Source organism: Kribbella sp. NPDC058693, from assembly GCF_042715335.1.
GTDB classification, from domain to species: Bacteria; Actinomycetota; Actinomycetes; order Propionibacteriales; family Kribbellaceae; genus Kribbella; species Kribbella jiaozuonensis.
The window spans coordinates 1485833-1501964 of sequence record NZ_JBHXSQ010000002.1; the positions used below are offsets into that span (position 1 = coordinate 1485833).

General features: G+C 69.1%; 18 protein-coding genes. 10 read left to right on the top strand and 8 right to left on the bottom strand.

Going from position 1 to position 16132, the window contains the following annotated elements; translation table 11 throughout:
* The first annotated feature begins 6 nt into the window (after positions 1–6).
* Genes zwf through ACFWUU_RS16695 form a run of 5 tightly spaced genes read left to right on the top strand, consistent with a single transcriptional unit; the run spans position 7 to position 4779 of the window.
* Positions 7–1566 carry a glucose-6-phosphate dehydrogenase gene (gene zwf, locus ACFWUU_RS16675; protein WP_380176507.1) on the top strand — a complete coding sequence of 520 codons (1560 nt, stop codon included), beginning with the start codon at positions 7–9 and terminating at the stop codon, positions 1564–1566.
* Positions 1563–2690 carry a glucose-6-phosphate dehydrogenase assembly protein OpcA gene (locus ACFWUU_RS16680; protein ID WP_380176509.1) on the top strand — a complete coding sequence of 376 codons (1128 nt, stop codon included), beginning with the start codon at positions 1563–1565 and terminating at the stop codon, positions 2688–2690. Before zwf ends, ACFWUU_RS16680 begins: the two co-directional genes overlap by 4 nt.
* Entirely contained in the window at positions 2687–3406 is a 720-nt protein-coding gene (gene pgl, locus ACFWUU_RS16685) for a 6-phosphogluconolactonase (RefSeq protein ID WP_380176511.1), read from the top strand. Before ACFWUU_RS16680 ends, pgl begins: the two co-directional genes overlap by 4 nt.
* A 40-nt stretch (positions 3407–3446) precedes the next feature.
* Positions 3447–4262 carry an isocitrate lyase/phosphoenolpyruvate mutase family protein gene (locus ACFWUU_RS16690; RefSeq protein ID WP_380176513.1) on the top strand — a complete coding sequence of 272 codons (816 nt, stop codon included), beginning with the start codon at positions 3447–3449 and terminating at the stop codon, positions 4260–4262.
* On the top strand, positions 4252–4779 hold the full coding sequence (locus ACFWUU_RS16695; protein ID WP_380176515.1) for a hypothetical protein: 528 nt from the start codon (positions 4252–4254) through the stop codon (positions 4777–4779). The genes ACFWUU_RS16690 and ACFWUU_RS16695 overlap by 11 nt, the downstream gene beginning before the upstream one ends.
* On the opposite strand, the gene ACFWUU_RS16700 is transcribed toward ACFWUU_RS16695, so the two are convergent.
* Positions 4738–5373 carry an NADPH-dependent F420 reductase gene (locus ACFWUU_RS16700; RefSeq protein WP_380176517.1) on the bottom strand — a complete coding sequence of 212 codons (636 nt, stop codon included), beginning with the start codon at positions 5371–5373 and terminating at the stop codon, positions 4738–4740. The two genes, ACFWUU_RS16695 and ACFWUU_RS16700, sit on opposite strands and share 42 nt — an antisense overlap.
* A 53-nt stretch (positions 5374–5426) precedes the next feature.
* Between ACFWUU_RS16700 and ACFWUU_RS16705 the strand changes: the two genes are divergently transcribed.
* Entirely contained in the window at positions 5427–5861 is a 435-nt protein-coding gene (locus ACFWUU_RS16705) for a VOC family protein (RefSeq protein ID WP_380176519.1), read from the top strand.
* On the opposite strand, the gene ACFWUU_RS16710 is transcribed toward ACFWUU_RS16705, so the two are convergent.
* Positions 5858–7516: a DUF222 domain-containing protein gene (locus ACFWUU_RS16710; protein ID WP_380176521.1), complete on the bottom strand. Its 1659-nt coding sequence runs from the start codon at positions 7514–7516 to the stop codon at positions 5858–5860. The two genes, ACFWUU_RS16705 and ACFWUU_RS16710, sit on opposite strands and share 4 nt — an antisense overlap.
* Positions 7517–7987: 471 nt before the next feature.
* On the opposite strand from ACFWUU_RS16710, the gene ACFWUU_RS16715 reads away from it, so the two are divergent.
* Both ACFWUU_RS16715 and ACFWUU_RS16720 read left to right on the top strand, forming a co-directional pair.
* A complete protein-coding gene (locus ACFWUU_RS16715; RefSeq protein WP_380176522.1) occupies positions 7988–8326 on the top strand; it encodes a winged helix-turn-helix transcriptional regulator in 339 nt (112 codons plus the stop codon).
* A gap of 49 nt (positions 8327–8375) precedes the next feature.
* Positions 8376–8783: an SRPBCC domain-containing protein gene (locus tag ACFWUU_RS16720; protein WP_380176524.1), complete on the top strand. Its 408-nt coding sequence runs from the start codon at positions 8376–8378 to the stop codon at positions 8781–8783.
* Here ACFWUU_RS16720 and ACFWUU_RS16725 read toward each other — a convergent pair.
* Positions 8773–10344: an AAA family ATPase gene (locus tag ACFWUU_RS16725; protein WP_380176526.1), complete on the bottom strand. Its 1572-nt coding sequence runs from the start codon at positions 10342–10344 to the stop codon at positions 8773–8775. The genes ACFWUU_RS16720 and ACFWUU_RS16725 overlap by 11 nt on opposite strands.
* 66 nt (positions 10345–10410) lie before the next feature.
* Here ACFWUU_RS16725 and ACFWUU_RS16730 point away from each other — a divergent pair, with 66 nt between their 5' ends.
* A complete protein-coding gene (locus ACFWUU_RS16730; RefSeq protein WP_137254913.1) occupies positions 10411–11226 on the top strand; it encodes an LLM class F420-dependent oxidoreductase in 816 nt (271 codons plus the stop codon).
* Positions 11227–11300: 74 nt separating this feature from the next.
* The gene (gene def, locus ACFWUU_RS16735) at positions 11301–11906 is read left to right on the top strand and encodes a peptide deformylase (protein WP_380176528.1); all 606 of its coding nucleotides are present in this window, start codon (positions 11301–11303) and stop codon (positions 11904–11906) included.
* 1 nt (position 11907) lies between these two features.
* On the opposite strand, the gene ACFWUU_RS16740 is transcribed toward def, so the two are convergent.
* Genes ACFWUU_RS16740 through cobT form a run of 5 tightly spaced genes read right to left on the bottom strand, consistent with a single transcriptional unit; the run spans position 11908 to position 16083 of the window.
* Positions 11908–12456: a hypothetical protein gene (locus ACFWUU_RS16740; protein WP_380176531.1), complete on the bottom strand. Its 549-nt coding sequence runs from the start codon at positions 12454–12456 to the stop codon at positions 11908–11910.
* Complete coding sequence (locus ACFWUU_RS16745; protein WP_380176533.1) at positions 12435–12962, bottom strand: GNAT family N-acetyltransferase; 528 nt, start codon at positions 12960–12962, stop codon at positions 12435–12437. Before ACFWUU_RS16745 ends, ACFWUU_RS16740 begins: the two co-directional genes overlap by 22 nt.
* 9 nt (positions 12963–12971) lie before the next feature.
* Entirely contained in the window at positions 12972–13778 is an 807-nt protein-coding gene (locus ACFWUU_RS16750) for a TrmH family RNA methyltransferase (RefSeq protein WP_380176535.1), read from the bottom strand.
* Positions 13775–14983 (bottom strand): uroporphyrinogen-III C-methyltransferase, encoded by a 1209-nt coding sequence (gene cobA / locus ACFWUU_RS16755; RefSeq protein ID WP_380176537.1) that lies wholly within the window; start codon positions 14981–14983, stop codon positions 13775–13777. Before cobA ends, ACFWUU_RS16750 begins: the two co-directional genes overlap by 4 nt.
* On the bottom strand, positions 14980–16083 hold the full coding sequence (gene cobT, locus ACFWUU_RS16760) for a nicotinate-nucleotide--dimethylbenzimidazole phosphoribosyltransferase (protein WP_380176539.1): 1104 nt from the start codon (positions 16081–16083) through the stop codon (positions 14980–14982). Before cobT ends, cobA begins: the two co-directional genes overlap by 4 nt.
* Positions 16084–16132: the final 49 nt, after the last annotated feature.

Sequence of the window (16132 nt, forward strand, 5' to 3'; positions counted from 1 at the left end):
CGGGCCATGACCGCTGAGCTCGACGAAGGGCCGGGCGACGTCACGCCGTACCGGAACCCGCTGCGGGATCCGCAGGACCGGCGGCTGCCGCGGATCGCGGGGCCGTGCAGCCTGGTGATCTTCGGCGTCACCGGCGACCTGGCCCGCAAGAAGCTGATGCCGGCGGTCTACGACCTGGCGAACCGGGGGCTGCTGCCCCCGGGTTTCGCCCTGGTCGGGTTCGCCCGCCGTGACTACACCAACCAGGACTTCGCCCAGATCGTGCACGACTCGGTGAAGGAGCACGCCCGGACGCCGTTCCGCGAGGAGGTCTGGCAGCAGCTCTCCGAGGGCTTCCGGTTCGTGCCGGGTGACCTGACCGACGACGTGGCGTTCGAGCGGCTGCGCGAGACGGTCGACGAGCTGGACGTCACCCGCGGTACGGGCGGCAACCACGCGTTCTACCTGTCGATCCCGCCGGGGCTGTTCCCGGAGGTCGTGCGGCAGCTGTCCGAGCACGGGCTGACCGACGAGAAGCCCGGCTCGTGGCGGCGGGTCGTGATCGAGAAGCCGTTCGGTCACGACCTGAAGAGCGCCCGCGAGCTGAACCGGGTGGTCGAGTCGGTGTTCCCGCCTGAGGCGGTGTTCCGGATCGATCACTACCTGGGCAAGGAGACGGTCCAGAACATCCTCGCGCTGCGGTTCGCGAACGAGATGTTCGAGCCGATCTGGAACAGCAACTACGTCGACCATGTGCAGATCACGATGGCCGAGGACATCGGCATCGGCGGCCGCGCGGGGTACTACGACGGCATCGGCGCCGCCCGCGACGTGATCCAGAACCACCTGCTCCAACTGCTCGCGCTGGTCGCGATGGAGGAGCCGGTCAGCTTCGACGCCTGGTCGCTGCGCCAGGAGAAGAAGAAGGTGCTGAACGCCGTACAGCTGCCGGAGCGGCTGGACCTGCACAGTGCTCGCGGTCAGTACGCGGCCGGCTGGGCCGGTGGCGTGAAGGTCAAGGGATACCTGCAGGAGGACGGCATTCCTAGCTCGTCCGCGACGGAGACGTTCGCGGCGTTGCGGGTCGATGTCGACACGCGCCGGTGGGCGGGCGTCCCGTTCTACCTGCGCACCGGCAAGCGGCTCGGCCGTCGGGTGACCGAGGTCGCGGTGATGTTCAAGCGCGCGCCGCACCTGCCGTTCACCAAGACCGAGACCGAAGAGCTCGGCCAGAACGCGTTGGTCCTGCGGATCCAGCCGGACGAAGGCATCACCATCCGCTTCGGTGCCAAGGTGCCCGGGACGACGATGGAGATCCGCGACGTGAACATGGACTTCCAGTACGGCGGTTCGTTCACCGAGTCGTCCCCGGAGGCGTACGAGCGGCTGATCCTCGACGTACTGCTCGGCGATCCGCCGCTGTTCCCGCAGCACACCGAGGTCGAGCTGGGCTGGAAGATCCTCGACCCGGTGCTCGACTACTGGGCCCGCCACGGCAAGCCGGAGCAGTACCCGTCCGGTGACTGGGGTCCGGACTCGGCGCACGAGATGCTCGCCCGCGACGGACGTGCCTGGAGGCGGCCATGATCATCGACCTGACCGACACCACGTCGAGCGAGATCGCCTCGGCGCTGCTGAAGGCCCGCCGGCACGCGGGGTCGCCGGCCATGGGCATGGTCGGCACGATCGTGGTCGTCGTCGACGAGGCGTCGCACCACGACGCGATGAAGGCCGCGAACGAGGCCGGCCGCGAACACCCGTCCCGGGTCCTGGTCGCGATCCTGCGGCCGGGCCGGGGCGCGAGCGGGCTGGACGCCGAGGTACGCGTCGGCGAGGGCATCCCCGGTGAGGCCGTGCTGCTGCGGCTGCACGGTGAGCTGGCGAAGGTGCCGGAGTCCGTGATCACGCCGCTGCTGCTGCCCGACTCCCCCGTGATCGTGTGGTGGCCGGGTGGCGGGCCGAAGGTCCCGGCCGACGACCCGCTCGGGCGGCTCGGTCGGCGTCGCGTGACGGATGCTGCCGCGACGCGGCGCGCGTCGGTGGACTTCAGTGCTCGGGCCGAGGGCTACAAGCCGGGCGACACCGACTTCGCGTGGACGCGGTTGACGCCGTGGCGTGCGCTGATGGCGGCTGCGCTGGATCAGTACCCGACGAAGGTGACCGGGGCCGAGGTCGCGGCCGCCAAGGGGAACCCGAGTGCCGACCTGATGGCTGCGTGGTTGCAGTCGCGGCTCAAGGTGCCGGTGGAGCAGCGGAATTCGCGTGGGCCGGGGGTGACCGCCGTACGGCTGTTCACGCCGTCGGGGGCGATCGCGCTGACGCGGCCGGATGGTGCGGTGGCGACGTTCAGCGTGCCGGGTCAGCCGGATCGGCCCGTGGCGTTGAAGCGGCGTACGACGTCGGAGCTGCTGAGCGAGGAGTTGCGGCGGCTCGATCCGGATGACGTGTACGCGAAGACGCTGGCCTGCAAGGTCGAGCGTGACCAGCTGCCGGCTGCGGAGAAGAAGGTGGACGCGACGGCCCGGAAGTCGACGGCGGCGAGTGTGACTGCGGCCGGCAAGAAGGTCGTGGCTGCGCAGAAGAAGGCCGCCGAGAAGCCGGCAGCGGCGAAGAAGGCGGCTGCTCAGAAGGTTGCGGCCAAGAAGACCGCGGCCAAGAAGACTGCGCCGGGGAAGAAGGCGGCGGCGAAGAGGACGGCGGCTAAGCGATGACTGTGGATCCGGAACTGCTGATTCATTCCGATGCGGAGGACCTGGCGTTCTCGGTGGCCGGCAGGTTCATCACGGCGCTCGCCGACGCTCAGAGCACCGGCGGGATCGCGCACGTCGTCCTCACCGGCGGCAGGGTGGCGTCGGTCGTGTACCAGGCGGTCGCGGAGTCGCCGGCACGGGTTGAGGTCGACTGGCAGCGGGTCGAGTTCTGGTGGGGCGACGAGCGGTTCCTGCCCGACGGCGACCCCGAGCGCAACGTGACGCAGGCGCGAGACGCATTGCTGTCCGCCCTGGACGTCGACCCGGCGCGGGTGCATCCGATGCCCGCGGACACCGGGCAGGGCGCCGAGGAAGCGGCAGCGGCGTACGCCTCCGAACTGGAGGCCGCGGGCTCGCCGACGTTCGACGTACTGATGCTCGGCGTCGGTCCCGACGGGCATGTGGCGTCGCTGTTCCCGGGGTTTCCGCAGCTCGATGTCATCGACGTCGCAGCGGTCGCCGTGCACGACTCGCCGAAGCCGCCGCCGACCCGGGTGTCGCTGACCTTCCCGCTCCTCGACCGGACCCGTGAGGTCTGGTTCGTGGTCTCCGGCGAGGACAAGGCCGATGCGGTCGCGACGGCTCTCGCCGAGGGCGACGTACCCGCCGCCCACCCGAAGGGCCAGAACCGCACGCTGTGGTTGCTGGACGAGGCGGCTGCCTCCAAGCTGTCGTAGTTCGGCGGGTGCCGAAGCGTCGGGGTGACAGACTCGGGGCATGACTTTCCGCGAGTTGCATGCCGATCGTTTCGTGATGCCGAATGCCTGGGATGCCGGGAGTGCGGTGATCCTTGCGGCTGCTGGCTTTGCGGCGATCGCGACGACCGGTGCGGGGATCGCGTTCTCGATGGCGAAGGGCGATCACACGTTGCCCGACGGCGCGCCGGCGGTGTCGCGGGACGCGATGTTCGAGCGGGTCCGGGAGATCGCGGCGGCGAGCGCCGTACCGGTGAACGGGGATCTCGAGGACGGGTACGGCGCTGCGCCGGCACGGGTCGCGGACACGATCACGCTGGCCCGCGAGGCCGGGCTGGCGGGCGGGAACATCGAGGACTACGACGGACGGGAGCTGTACGACGTCGAGCTCGCGGTCGAGCGGATCGTCGCGGCGCGGGAGGCGGCGGGGTCCGAGTTCGTGCTGACGGCGCGGACGGACGGGCAGTTGCTGCGTACGCCGACGTCGCTGGCCGACTCGATCGATCGCGCCAACCGTTTCCGTGCGGCGGGCGCCGATTGCCTGTACGTGCCTGGTGTGAACGACTTGGACGCGATCCGCCTGCTGGTGCAGGAGATCGACGGCCCGCTGAACGTAGTGATCGGCCTCGGTACGTCGACGCTGACCGTCGCCGACCTGCAGGGCGCCGGGGTGACACGGATCAGCCTCGGCGGCAGCATCGCCCGGGCAGCGCTAGGGTTCGTCCGCCGGAGCGCGGAGGAGTTGGCGACGAAGGGCACGATCACGTTCGCCGCCGACCAGATCCCGCAGGCTGACCTGAACCAGCTTTTTGCGCGATCATCCAAGGGTGAGCACTAGAGCGGTGGCGACGGCCCACAGCATCGTGGGCTTCACCACCTGCGCCTGCCTGCTCATCTTTTACGCCACCGGCGAGCCCTTCGGCAGCATCAACGACGTCGGCAACGCCGCCCTCGGCATGCTCAGCCTCGTCCTGGCCTGGCTTGTCCATCCGTCCAAGCTGTTGGTGGGGATCACCGCGGTCGGCACCGTGCTGACGATCGTGGGCACGGTGCTGGTGATGAGCGGCATCACCGGGTACTACCTCGCCGGTTTGTGGTCGAGCGCGGGGTTCGCGCTCATCGGGGTCTGGCTGGTTGGAAGCGCCCGTCAGGTGGGGCGGGCCGGGCTGGTTGCGGGTGTGGTGATGCTGCTCGGGCTCATCGGCGTACCGGGCATCTTCCTGGGGATCGACGACCTGGACACCGCGCCGGTGTGGACCTTCGTGGCCGGCGCCAGCTGGGCCGGGACGTACCTGCTGTTCCCGGCCTGGAGCCTACGACTCGCCCGGCAGGACCGCGCCGAAAGCGTCGCCTAGCGACGGGAACATCCCGCGCACATCTCCCCCGCCGACCCAGATCCCGATCGCCAGCGCAGCCGTTGCCTCCAGCAACTTTGCGCGCACCAGCCCGCCTGCGGCCACCGGCACACAGCCGATGTCCCGCACCAACTCCGCAACGACGTCCACTCCGTCATCACCACAGATCGGCACCCCGAGCCCGGCCGGCGGGTTGCGCCAGACCGCATCCGCCGCCAGGTTGAACGCCTTCACCACGTGCACGTCGGGGAATGTGCGGCTGATCGCCTCAGCCGTCGCCGGGTGCGCCAACGTGAAATCCCTGTGATCCAAGGCGTTCGTGCAGTCGATCACCGTCCGCCCCGCCGGCACCACTCCCGCTACCTCCACCGCAGCCTCGGCCGGCACTGCGAGCAACACCACCTCGCCGTACTCCGCCGCCTCCACCAACGACCCCGCCTCCACCCGCGACCCACCCGCGGCGGCGATCCGCTTGGCCGCCTCCACGGCGCGGTCGCGATCGCGGCCGCCGATCATGACCTCGTGGCCGGCCTTGACCCACTGGCCGGCGAGCGCCTCGGCCATGAGTCCGTTGCCCAGTGTTCCTATTCGCATGGGTACGAACGTAGACAGTCCGATGCGCACCTTCCGGTGTCTATGCTGGGCGGATGTCGTCCGTGAAGCAGTTCCAGGTCACCTTCGATTGCGCCGATCCGGAGCGCGTCGCTCGCTTCTGGTGCGAGGTGCTCGGGTACGTCGTACCGCCGCCGCCGAAGGGTTTCGAGACCTGGACCGAGTTCGACCAATCGCTGCCGGCTGAGAATCAGGGTGCGGCGTTCGCCTGTGTCGATCCGACCGGTGTCGGCCCGCGGCTGTTCTTCCAGCGCGTCCCCGAGGGCAAGGTAGTGAAGAACCGGGTCCACCTCGACGTCCGGGTCGGCACGGGACTCGTGCGTGAGGAACGGCTGGCAGTCCTCGAGGCCGAATGCGTCCGGCTGGAAGCGCTCGGCGCGGTACGCGGGCAGCTGCTGCGCTACGACGGCGTCAACGAGTCCTGCCAGAACATGCAAGACATCGAGGGCAACGAGTTCTGTCTCGACTAGGGCGTGTCTGCTCGTTCGTTGCGGACTGGAATGCTTGATCGTGGGCTGCCGGTGGGCGCGGTCGGGGTCTCGGCCCATGGATCAAACCGCTGGTCGCAGGAGGACGTGATCCGACCCGAGGTCGGCGGCTCGGTCTGGGGCGTGGGGTCCTCACCCCAGATGGCGCGGTACGTCGCCTCCCGGACCGACGCAGTCGTCGTCGGCTCAGGCGGTGTCGTCGTTGCATTGCGCTCCGGCCGCTCCGGCCAACTGCTTGTCGAGTGGGGCAGTGCAGGCGCGAGTGGGTCGGATGGCGCGTGCGCTGGACCGGACCGGGAACCAGGCCGTATTGCGTCCGATGGGAAACCAGGTCGTGCGGCGTTGGGCGGTGGGTCGGCCCAGGCGGGGCGGCTCACGTTGACTACACCTGCTGTGATGGTGATGGTCCAGTGGCCGTTGTGGAGGTCGGTGTGGTGTCGGCGACAGAGCAGAGCGAGGTTCTCGATGTTGGTCTCGCCGCCCTCGATCCAGGACTTCACATGGTGGGCGTCGCACATGATCGGCGGTGCGCCGCAGACCACACAGCCCTTGTCGCGGGCGTTCAAGGCGCGGCGCATCGCCCGGGTGACCAGTCGCTCCGACCGGCCGACGTCGAGCGGCTCGGAGTTCGAGCCGAGCACGAGCGGGAGGATCCTTGCGTCACAGGCCAGCCGACGGATGGTCGCCGCGGACAGTCCATCGCCGTACACGAGTTGGCCGGTGGCGTTGGCGGTCGCGGCCTTGAGGTCGTGGAAGTCGATGGTGACGGTGATGTTCGCCTTCGCCCCGAAACCAGGTGTCCATCCATCCTTGCCGGCGTCGGCGGCCGGGGCACCGGCATCCCGCGTTGACGGAGGGTCGTTTGCCGGGCGGGTTTGGCAGCCCGCGTCGGTGGCAGTTGCGGCGATGGTCAAAGCGCTGCTGAGGGCGTCGGCCTGGCGCTTGTCGCGTGGACGGGGGTCGAGCTCGCCGTCGATTGTCTTGTGGGGGCGGGCGCCGGCGTGGATCAGGCTTCGGAGGAGTTCGGCGTTCTCGTTGGCGAGGTAGCCGCGAAACTTCACTCCGTTCTCCGCAGGAGCCAGTGTCAAGGACTCTCGGGCGTAGGCCTTGTGTTCATCCGGCTCGGGGCTGTCAGAGTCCAGTAGGTCACAGATCTGCTTGGCGGTCGCGCGGAGCTCGTCTGGCGAAAGGTGCGCGGCCAGGCCCACCAACTGCTTCTCCGCGACATCGAGGTCTTCGACCGGCACCCTCGAGCGCACCCGCTCCAGGGCGGACACGATCGCCGCGGCCTGCGCCGGACGCAACAACCACCCGCGGTCGGCAGGTCCCGCGTCGGCAAGGCCCGGAGCTGGAGTGCCCTCAACCAGCGCGGCGGAGACATCACGGTACTTCGGCAGGGCCCGCGCGAGCTTGACGTCGCGGTAGGCGTCGCGACGGTTCTGGCGGTGCCGGAGGGTCAGCAGCTCGACGGCGTCCCGGGCTCCGAGCTCCTCGGCATAGCCGGTCTCGTCGATGCGTGCGACAAGTTGCAGCCGATAGGTCTCCTTCCGGGCGATATCGGCATCCACGGCGTCGAGAGCGGCCAGCAGTTCGCCGCCACTCATCGACCACGCCGGCCGTTCGTCCAGAAGGTCCATGCCACTGACGATATACACCCCCACCGACAGTTCTCAAACCCACAAGCCCTTGTATTCAAGGGATTCCAGTTATCCACAGCCGCTTGGCCTATAGATGTTGCTTGAGGCAACTTCTAGCCGAGTGGGTGCCGACGAAGGCAATACCGGTGGTCGTGGCTCGGGTTCCACAACCTCCTCGCCGGCGGGTTGTGTGAGCGCTGACGTGTTCCAGTGCCTCATCAAGAACGTTGTGGCCACAACTGGCACATCCCCCGCCACCACCAGCGGATACCCTCGCGCGTTGGGGGTTATTCGCTCCCGTACCAACCCAGAACCCCAACACCAGCGGACAACCCCACCTCCACACGCCCTCACTATGGCGCAGGCGTCGTCATGGCCAGCATCGTCTTGTTCTGGCTGCGGTGATGCCCTCAGACACAGCCCAGCCGATACGCACCATCCGGTGTGCATCGACCGACGCACAATGGTCGGGTGGAGCCGAGATTCTTCTCCGACTGTCAGGCGCGGGTCGCCGCCGAGCTGATCAGCGGGCGCTGGCCGATGGTCGTGCTGTACTCGCTCTCGTACGGCGCCGCCCGTCCCGGTGAACTGCGCCGGCAGATCGGCGGCATCAGCCAGAAGGTCCTCACCGAGACCCTCCGCCGCCTCGAACACAACGGCCTGGTCGAACGCCAGCGGTACGCCGAGGCGCCGCCGCGGGTCGAGTACTCGCTGACGACCGCCGGCAAGGACCTGCTGGTCCCGATCCGCGCGCTGGGCGACTGGGCCGAGGTTTACGCCGACCAGCTGCCGACCGAAAGCAAACCGTAAACGCCTCCAGGCACAGTGATCGAGTCATCCAAACCTGGAGGTTCTGATCATGTTCACGTTGCAGCAGGTCGTCGACGCCCCGCCCGCCGAGGTCGTCCGCGCGTTCACCGAGGCCGAGCCGTTCGCGGCCTGGTTCCTCGCCGAAGGCTTCACCACGCCGTCCGACCGGGTCACGCTCGACGTCCGTCCGGGCGGACTGATCTCGGCCGTCTTCGTCGGCGAGGGTGATGTCGAGGTCCCGTTCACGCTCCGGTACGGCGAGCTGGATCTCCCGAACCACGTCGTCCTGTACTTCGATGACCCCGCTGAGGAGATCACCGTCGATCTGTCAGGGCTGCCTGACGGGAAGACCCAGCTCGACTACCGCAGCGTCGGCCTCACGGACGAGCAGGAAGGTCCGATCAAGCCCGGCGTCGCCACCATGCTCAACCACCTCGCGACCTACTTCACCCGATAAACCCCTTGTACACCCCAGGCAGCGGCCCCGGCCGAGCCACGAACCCAGCGCCTGCTCCGGGCGGAGCCACCCCCGGCTCGGCGCCCGAGCCGGAGAGCCCAGGCGCCGGTCCCGCTGCGGATCCCGCTGCCGCCCCCGATCCTGCCCCCGTGCCGGACGCCGTGCCGGGCCCGGTGTGGTTGTCGTGCGGCTCGTCGCCGGTTGCGCCGAGTAGGCGGCGGGTCAGGGTGTCGCGGGACGACAGCAGCTCCGCGACCGCCGCCCTGAGGTGGTCCGCCGACGGCGTCTCCCCCGCCTCCGCCGCAAGCAGCACCGTCCGTCGTACCAGCTCCTTCATGAAGGACGCGGTCGTGCCCTCCGTCTGCTGCACCACCTCGTCGACCACCTCGGGCGAGAGATTGAGCCCAGGCCCGTAGAGCCTCAGCAACCGCCCGCGCCCGTCGGCATCCGGCAGCGGCACCTCGACAGCCATATCCACCCGCCCAGGCCGCTGCATCAGTGCCGGCTCCAGCAGATCCGCCCGGTTCGTGGTCAGCAGGAACGCGACGTCCGCGTCCTGCGCCAACCCGTCCATCTCGTTCAGCACCTGGAACAGCAGCGGATTCTCGGAGCCGTGCGAATAGTCCCGCGCCTCCGCCACCAGATCGCAGTCCTCGAGTACGACGAGCGCCGGCTGCAACATCCGCGCCAGCGCACACGCCTGCGAGATGAAATGAATGCTCGTCCCCGCCAGCAGCACGACCGTGAACTCCGGCAACTGCGACAGGACATACCGTATGGTATGGGTCTTCCCGGTCCCGGGCGGCCCGTACAGCAGCACACCCCGCCGCAGGTGCTGACCCGCCGCCAGCAGCGTCTCCCGATGCGCCGCGATTCCCACAACCTCCCGCTCGATCCGCTCGAGCACACCCTCCGGCAGTACGACGTCAGCCCGCGTGATCCCCGGCCGCGGATGCAACCGGAACGGCCCGACGCCCTGCCCGAACTCGTGCCCCTCGAACGACACCATCTTCCCGCGGAACACGTTGTGCTCCCGGATCAACTCCGGCAGCGCTCCGAGGAACCGATCACCCGCCGCCTTCTCCACGGCAAGAATCTCGAGATCCACGCTCGAACGCCCGTACTGCGGATTCGCCGCCCGCAGCAGCGCCACGAACCGGTCCTCGCCCTGCACCCCGAGGTAGAACCCGAACGCGACGCAGTCCATCTCCTCGTCGACATCGATCTGCAGCCGCTGGTAGTCCACCGCCCCGATCCCGAACCGGTCGTACTCCGACAGCTCCAGCAGCTCCCCCAACGAGTGATGACCGCGGTTCGACCCCGCCAGCCCGAGCACCTCGAACGAGTCGAACCACGCCTCGATCGCCCGCTGCACGTTCGGCAGGTCGTACGGCGGGAAGCTCGACGACACCACCGGCACCTGCTCGGGGTCCACGCCGAGATGCTCCCGGAGCCGGTCCCGCAGGCTCTCGCGAGTGGTCCGCTGCCCGCCGACCTGCATCCGCTCCAGGAACCGCGTGAACAGCCGCGCGAACTCGTCGACGTCACTCTCGTCCGGCATCCGTCGTACCTCCTCGTTCTGGACCTATCCGGAGGGTCCTCCGTAACGGCGGATAGGATCTTCACCATGACAGCTTCCGAGTCCACCGACCGTCCGTACGGCGCCTTTCCGGTACGGATCGGTCTGCAGGTCCAGCCCCAGCACGCCCAGTACGCCGACATCCGGCGTACTGTCGCCGCGGCCGAGGAGATCGGCGTCGACGTGGTGTTCAACTGGGACCACTTCTACCCGCTCAGCGGTGAGCCCGAGGGTCTGCACTTCGAGTGCTGGACCATGCTGGCCGCCTGGGCCGAGGCGACCGAGCGGGTCGAGATCGGCGCCCTGGTCACCTGCAACTCCTACCGCAACCCCGACCTGCTCGCCGACATGGCGCGCACGGTCGACCACATCAGCGACGGCCGGCTGATCTTCGGCATCGGCTCCGGCTGGTTCGAGAAGGACTACGACGAGTACGGCTACGAATTCGGTACGGCGGGCGGCCGGCTGGACGCCCTCGGCGAGGCGCTGCCGCGGATCGAGCAGCGCTGGACCAAGCTCAACCCGAAGCCGACCCGCGACATCCCGGTGCTGATCGGTGGCGGCGGCGAGAAGAAGACGCTCAAGCTGGTCGCGCAGCACGCGAACATCTGGCACGGCTTCGGCGACGCCGAGACGATCGCGCACAAGCACGCCGTCCTCGACGAGCACTGCAAGACGATCGGGCGCGACCCGGGCGAGATCGAGCGTTCGGTCGCCGTCGGCGACAAGCGTCCCGAGGAGACCGGCAAGCAGCTGCTCGACGTCGGCACCCGGCTGTTCACCGTGCACGCCGGCGGTCCCGACTACGACCTCGGCCTGCTCCGTGAGTGGGTCACCTGGCGCGACGAGGTCAACGCCAAGTAACGCCTGTTGCCGGGTGGTCGCCGAGCGCGGCCACCCGGCAGTCCGCCCGGCGGTCATGGCCTAAGATTTCCGGCATGTCTACGTTGCCTGGGAACGGTTCGGTGCGGCCTATCACCCGCTGGGGTGAGGATGTCATGCACCGGGTCAACAAGCCCGTCACCGACTTCGGCGACGAGCTGCAGACGCTGATCGCCGACATGGTCGCGACGATGAACGCGGCCGAGGGTGTCGGCCTGGCGGCGAACCAGGTCGGCGTCGACCTGCAGGTCTTCGTGTTCGACTGCCCGGACAAGGACGGCAACCGGGTGCAGGGCGTCGTGTGCAACCCGACGGTCGAGGTTCCGGAGGGCAAGGACCGCAATCTGGACGAGGGCGACGAAGGCTGCCTGTCGCTCCCCGGAGCGTTCACCAAGTGCGCCCGCCCCGACTTCGCGAAGGTCACCGGCGTCGACCGGCACGGCGCGCCGGTCAGCTTCGAGGGCAACGGTCTGCTGGCCCGCTGCCTGCAGCACGAGACCGACCACACGCAGGGCATGGTGTTCGGCGACCGGCTGTCGCGCAAGTACAAGAAGCGCCTGTTCGCGGAGGCCGAGGAGTTCGCGCCGGACTACCCGTCCGACTGGCCGGTCTCGCCGATGATCGAGCACGAGGACGCGCACGAGGACACGCCCGCCACCTGAGTCACCAGCGGGCTTTCTCCAGGTCGATCGCGTCAACAGACTCGGCCGGGGTCAGCCCGGTGGTGTCGAGCCACAGACCCCGGCGCGGAGTCTCGTCGAGGCTCGCCATCAGCGCGCGTACGCCGTCCTCCAACGAGGACCCCCAGTCCCGGTACGCATTGTTGCCGCCTCGCCCGATCTCCCGCTCGACGATCGACTCGACCGACGGCACGAGTACAACGAGGTACGGGTCGACGCCCCGCAGCCGCGAGAACCATCGCGCGACGTGCTCCCCCAGGACGATGTCGCTGCAGACGAAGTCGAATCCGGCGTCGGCGTAGTGCTGCGCCACGAGCGCGCTCGCGTCGTACCGCAGCTCGAGCTGGCGGACCGCCTCTGCGGACGGTTCCGGCGTCATGATCTCCGCGCCGGCGACGACGCCGCGGTAGAACACGTCGCCGTCGAGGGTCGCCGCGGGCGGGCCCATCCTTGCCGCGAGCAACGGTGCGATCGTGGACTTCCCGGCCGCCTGCATCCCGGTGACGAGCACTACCTTCTGCTTGTTTCCCATGCCTCCGCCGTCAGCGCGTAGATGGTGGCGTCGAACGGTACGCCGTCCTCCGTCAGCACCGCCTCGTGATCGAAGCTCATCCCGAGCCGGCGCATGACCGCGATGCTACGGACGTTCGGGGTGTCGGTCACCGCAATAATGCGCGGCAGGTCGAGCGCCGTGAACCCGTGCTCGATCCAGGAGGCCGCCGCCTCGCTCGCGTAGCCGTGGCCCCAGTACTCACGGGCCAGCCGCCAGCCGATTTCGAGATCGTCCGGGTACCACTGCTCCTTCGACAGACCGCAGGCGCCGAGGAAGACACCGTCCGTACGACGCTCGACGGCGAGGAACCCGTACCCCTTAGCGGCGTACAGCTCGTTGATCCCGGCGGCGTCGCGGTCGCACTCGGCCCGGCTCAGCGGGCCGCCGAGGTACTGCGTCACCTGCGGGTCCGCGTTGAGGGCGGCCCACGGGTCCAGGTCCGTGTCGCGGAACGGGCGCAGTACCAGGCGTTCCGTCGTACGCATGGCTCCCCCTCAACGAGTGGCGTAGAACGCTACTGCCGCTGAGGATGCCACGTTGAGGGAGTCGACGCCGCCCGCCATCGGGATGCGTACGGTCAGGTCTGCCTGTTCGAGCACGTGCGGCTTGAGGCCGTGGCCCTCGGTGCCGAAGATCAGCGCGAGCTTGTCGTCCTTGCGGTCGGCCAGCTCGTCGAGCGTGATCGAGTCGTCGGCGAGCGCCATCGCGGCGGCGACGTACCCGTTCTGCTGGAGGAGCCGCAGGTCGCCGGGCCAGTTCTGCAGGCGCGTCCACGGCACCTGGAAGACGGTGCCCATCGAGACCTTGATCGAGCGGCGGTACAGCGGGTCGGCGCAGGTCGGCGTCACCAGCACCAGCCCGACGCCGAGCGCGGCCGCGGCCCGGAAGCCGGCGCCGACGTTGGTGTGGTCAACGATATCGTCGAAGATCGCGATCCGCCGTACGTCGTCGGTCAGCAGATCTGCTAGCTGGACGGCCGCGCGGCGCTTGTACGACGCGAGCGCGCCGCGGTGGACGTGGAACCCGGTGACCTGCTCGGCCAGCTCCTCCGACACGACGTACACGGGTGTGTCCGGCCATTTGTCGAGCACGTCCCGGAGCGACTCCAGCCAGCGTGGGGCGAGCAGGAAGGACCGCGGTTCGTAGCCGGTCTCCGCGGCCCGCCTGATCACTTTGGCGCCCTCGGCAATGAACAACCCATGCTCTTCTTCGAGCAACCGCCGCAGATTGACCTCACGCAACTGCACATAGTCAGCCAGCCGCGGATCCGCCGCGTCCTGGATCTCGACCAATTGACTCATCGTGCCTGCGCAGCCACATCAACCACGTTGCCGATGACAACAATCGCCGGAGCCCCGACACCCTCGTCCTTCATCGCCTGAGCGATCCCCGCCAGATCGGACGTCACCATCCGCTGGCCCGGGAGCGTCCCGTCCGCGATCGCTGCCGCCGGCGTCTCCACAGGCTTGCCCCCAGCAACCAACCGCTCGGCGATCGCCGGCAGATTCTCGACCGCCATCAGCAGCACCAGTGTCCCGTGCAACTGCGCCAGCGCATCCCAGTTGACCAACGAGTCCGGATGCGACGGCGGAATATGCCCCGAAACCACCGTGAACTCATGCGTCACCCCACGATGCGTCACCGGGATCCCCGACACCGCCGGCACCGAGATCGAGCTCGTGATCCCCGGCACCACCGTCCACGGCACCCCGGCCTCAGCACACGCCAGCGCCTCCTCAAACCCCCGGCCGAACACGTACGGATCCCCACCCTTGAGCCGTACGACGACCTTCCCGGCGCGTCCGCGCTCCACCAAGATCCGGTTGATCTCCTCCTGCTGCGCCGCCCGCCCGCGCGGCAACTTCGCCGCGTCGAACAGCTCCACATCGGGATGCAACTCGTCCAGCAACGGCTGCGGTGCCAACCGATCCGCCACCACCACATCAGCCTCGGCCAGCAACCGCCGCCCGCGCACCGTGATCAGATCCGGATCCCCCGGTCCCCCGCCGACCAGGTACACCCCCGGTCGCCGATCCACATCCCGCGCAGCCAACTCCCCTGTCCGCAGCCCCTCGAGAATCGCGTCTCGTACCGCGGCCGACTTCCGGTGATCGCCCCCGCCCAGTACGCCGATCGTCACGTTGTCGTGCTGCCCCGACGCCGGCGTCCACGCGGTCGCCCGGGAACGGTCGTCGGAACGCACACAGAAGATCCGCCGCTCCTCCGCCTCGGCCGACACCCGATCGTTGACCGAGGCATCGTCCGTCGCGACAACGACGTACCAGGCGCCGTCGAGATCACCGTCCTCGAACCCGCGCTCGATCCACGTCAGCGACGGGTTACCGAGCAGGCCCTCGATCGTCGGCGTGATCGACGGCGAGATCAGGTCGATCCGAGCACCGGACTCGAGCAGCCGCGGGAGCCGGCGTTGCGCGACCCCGCCTCCGCCGACGACGACCACGCGCCGACCGTCGAGGACGAGACCGGACAGGTACTGATGCGTCACTGACCGATCCCCGCGTCCTCGAAGGTTGCCATCTCGCCGAGCGCGCGGACGGCGCAGGTCAGGATCGGGTAAGCGAGCACCGCACCGGTCCCCTCACCGAGCCGCAGGTCGAGGTCCACGAGCGGCTGCAGGCCGAGCTTCTTCAACGCGACCGCGTGACCGGGCTCGGCGGACCGGTGGCCGGCGACGCAGTAGTCGATGACGGCCGGGTGGAACGCCTGCGCCACGAGCGCGGCCGCACCGGCGATCACGCCGTCGAGGATCACGGGCGTGCGGTTGGCCGCGGCCCCGAGGATGTATCCGGCAAGGGCGGCGTGCTCGAGACCGCCGTACGCCTGGATCGCCTTGAGCGGATCGGACGCCGGTACGTCGTGGAGCGCGAGGGCCGCCCGTACGACGGAGGTCTTGTGTGCGAGCGCGGCATCGTCGATGCCGGTGCCGCGGCCCGTGACGGCGTCCGCGGTCGCGCCGGTGAAGGTCGCGATCAGGGCGGCGGAGGCGGTGGTGTTGGCGATCCCCATGTCGCCGGTCAGGAGGCAGCGGTACCCGTCCTGGATCAGCTTGTCCGCGAGCTCGAACCCGACGGCGATCGCCGCGCGCGCCTCGTCCTCGGTGAGGGCATCGGTCTGGGACAGGTCGCGGGTGCCCGGGCGGACCTTCGCGTGGACGATGTCCAGTTGCTCGACCGGGGTCGCCACGCCGACGTCCACGACGCGTACGTCGACCCGGTTGTTGGCCGCGAACGCGTTCACGGCGGCGCCGCCGGCGGCGAAGTTCGCCAGCATCGCGGCGGTCACCTCCTGCGGCCACGGCGAGACATTCTGCGCGTGTACGCCGTGATCCGCCGCGAACACCGTCACCACGGCGGGCTGCGGCACCTGCGGCGGGCAGGTCCCGGTCATCCCGGCCACCCGCACGGACAGCTCCTCGAGTACGCCGAGTGACCCGGCCGGCTTCGTCAGCTGCGCGTGCCGCTCCTCGGCCGCCCGCATCGCCGCCGCGTCCGCGGGAGCGATCCGCTCCAGATACTCGTCCACCACGCCGTCCACTGAATCCTCCATCAGTTCCTGGGCCACGCCGTACCGGCTCGATCTTCGCATCTCCGATCGGGTGCCCTGGGGTGGGTCGGCGCGATGTGGACAGTAATGT

Bases quoted from the DNA above. Each gene is read 5' to 3' on its own strand.
- zwf (WP_380176507.1), top strand. From the start codon at position 7: ATGACCGCTGAGCTCGACGAAGGGCCGGGCGACGTCACGCCGTACCGG.
- ACFWUU_RS16680 (WP_380176509.1), top strand. From the start codon at position 1,563: ATGATCATCGACCTGACCGACACCACGTCGAGCGAGATCGCCTCGGCG.
- pgl (WP_380176511.1), top strand. From the start codon at position 2,687: ATGACTGTGGATCCGGAACTGCTGATTCATTCCGATGCGGAGGACCTG.
- ACFWUU_RS16690 (WP_380176513.1), top strand. From the start codon at position 3,447: ATGACTTTCCGCGAGTTGCATGCCGATCGTTTCGTGATGCCGAATGCC.
- ACFWUU_RS16700 (WP_380176517.1), bottom strand. From the start codon at position 5,373: ATGCGAATAGGAACACTGGGCAACGGACTCATGGCCGAGGCGCTCGCC.
- ACFWUU_RS16705 (WP_380176519.1), top strand. From the start codon at position 5,427: ATGTCGTCCGTGAAGCAGTTCCAGGTCACCTTCGATTGCGCCGATCCG.
- ACFWUU_RS16710 (WP_380176521.1), bottom strand. From the start codon at position 7,516: ATGGACCTTCTGGACGAACGGCCGGCGTGGTCGATGAGTGGCGGCGAA.
- ACFWUU_RS16720 (WP_380176524.1), top strand. From the start codon at position 8,376: ATGTTCACGTTGCAGCAGGTCGTCGACGCCCCGCCCGCCGAGGTCGTC.
- ACFWUU_RS16725 (WP_380176526.1), bottom strand. From the start codon at position 10,344: ATGCCGGACGAGAGTGACGTCGACGAGTTCGCGCGGCTGTTCACGCGG.
- ACFWUU_RS16730 (WP_137254913.1), top strand. From the start codon at position 10,411: ATGACAGCTTCCGAGTCCACCGACCGTCCGTACGGCGCCTTTCCGGTA.
- def (WP_380176528.1), top strand. From the start codon at position 11,301: ATGTCTACGTTGCCTGGGAACGGTTCGGTGCGGCCTATCACCCGCTGG.
- ACFWUU_RS16740 (WP_380176531.1), bottom strand. From the start codon at position 12,456: ATGGGAAACAAGCAGAAGGTAGTGCTCGTCACCGGGATGCAGGCGGCC.
- ACFWUU_RS16745 (WP_380176533.1), bottom strand. From the start codon at position 12,962: ATGCGTACGACGGAACGCCTGGTACTGCGCCCGTTCCGCGACACGGAC.
- ACFWUU_RS16750 (WP_380176535.1), bottom strand. From the start codon at position 13,778: ATGAGTCAATTGGTCGAGATCCAGGACGCGGCGGATCCGCGGCTGGCT.
- cobT (WP_380176539.1), bottom strand. From the start codon at position 16,083: ATGCGAAGATCGAGCCGGTACGGCGTGGCCCAGGAACTGATGGAGGAT.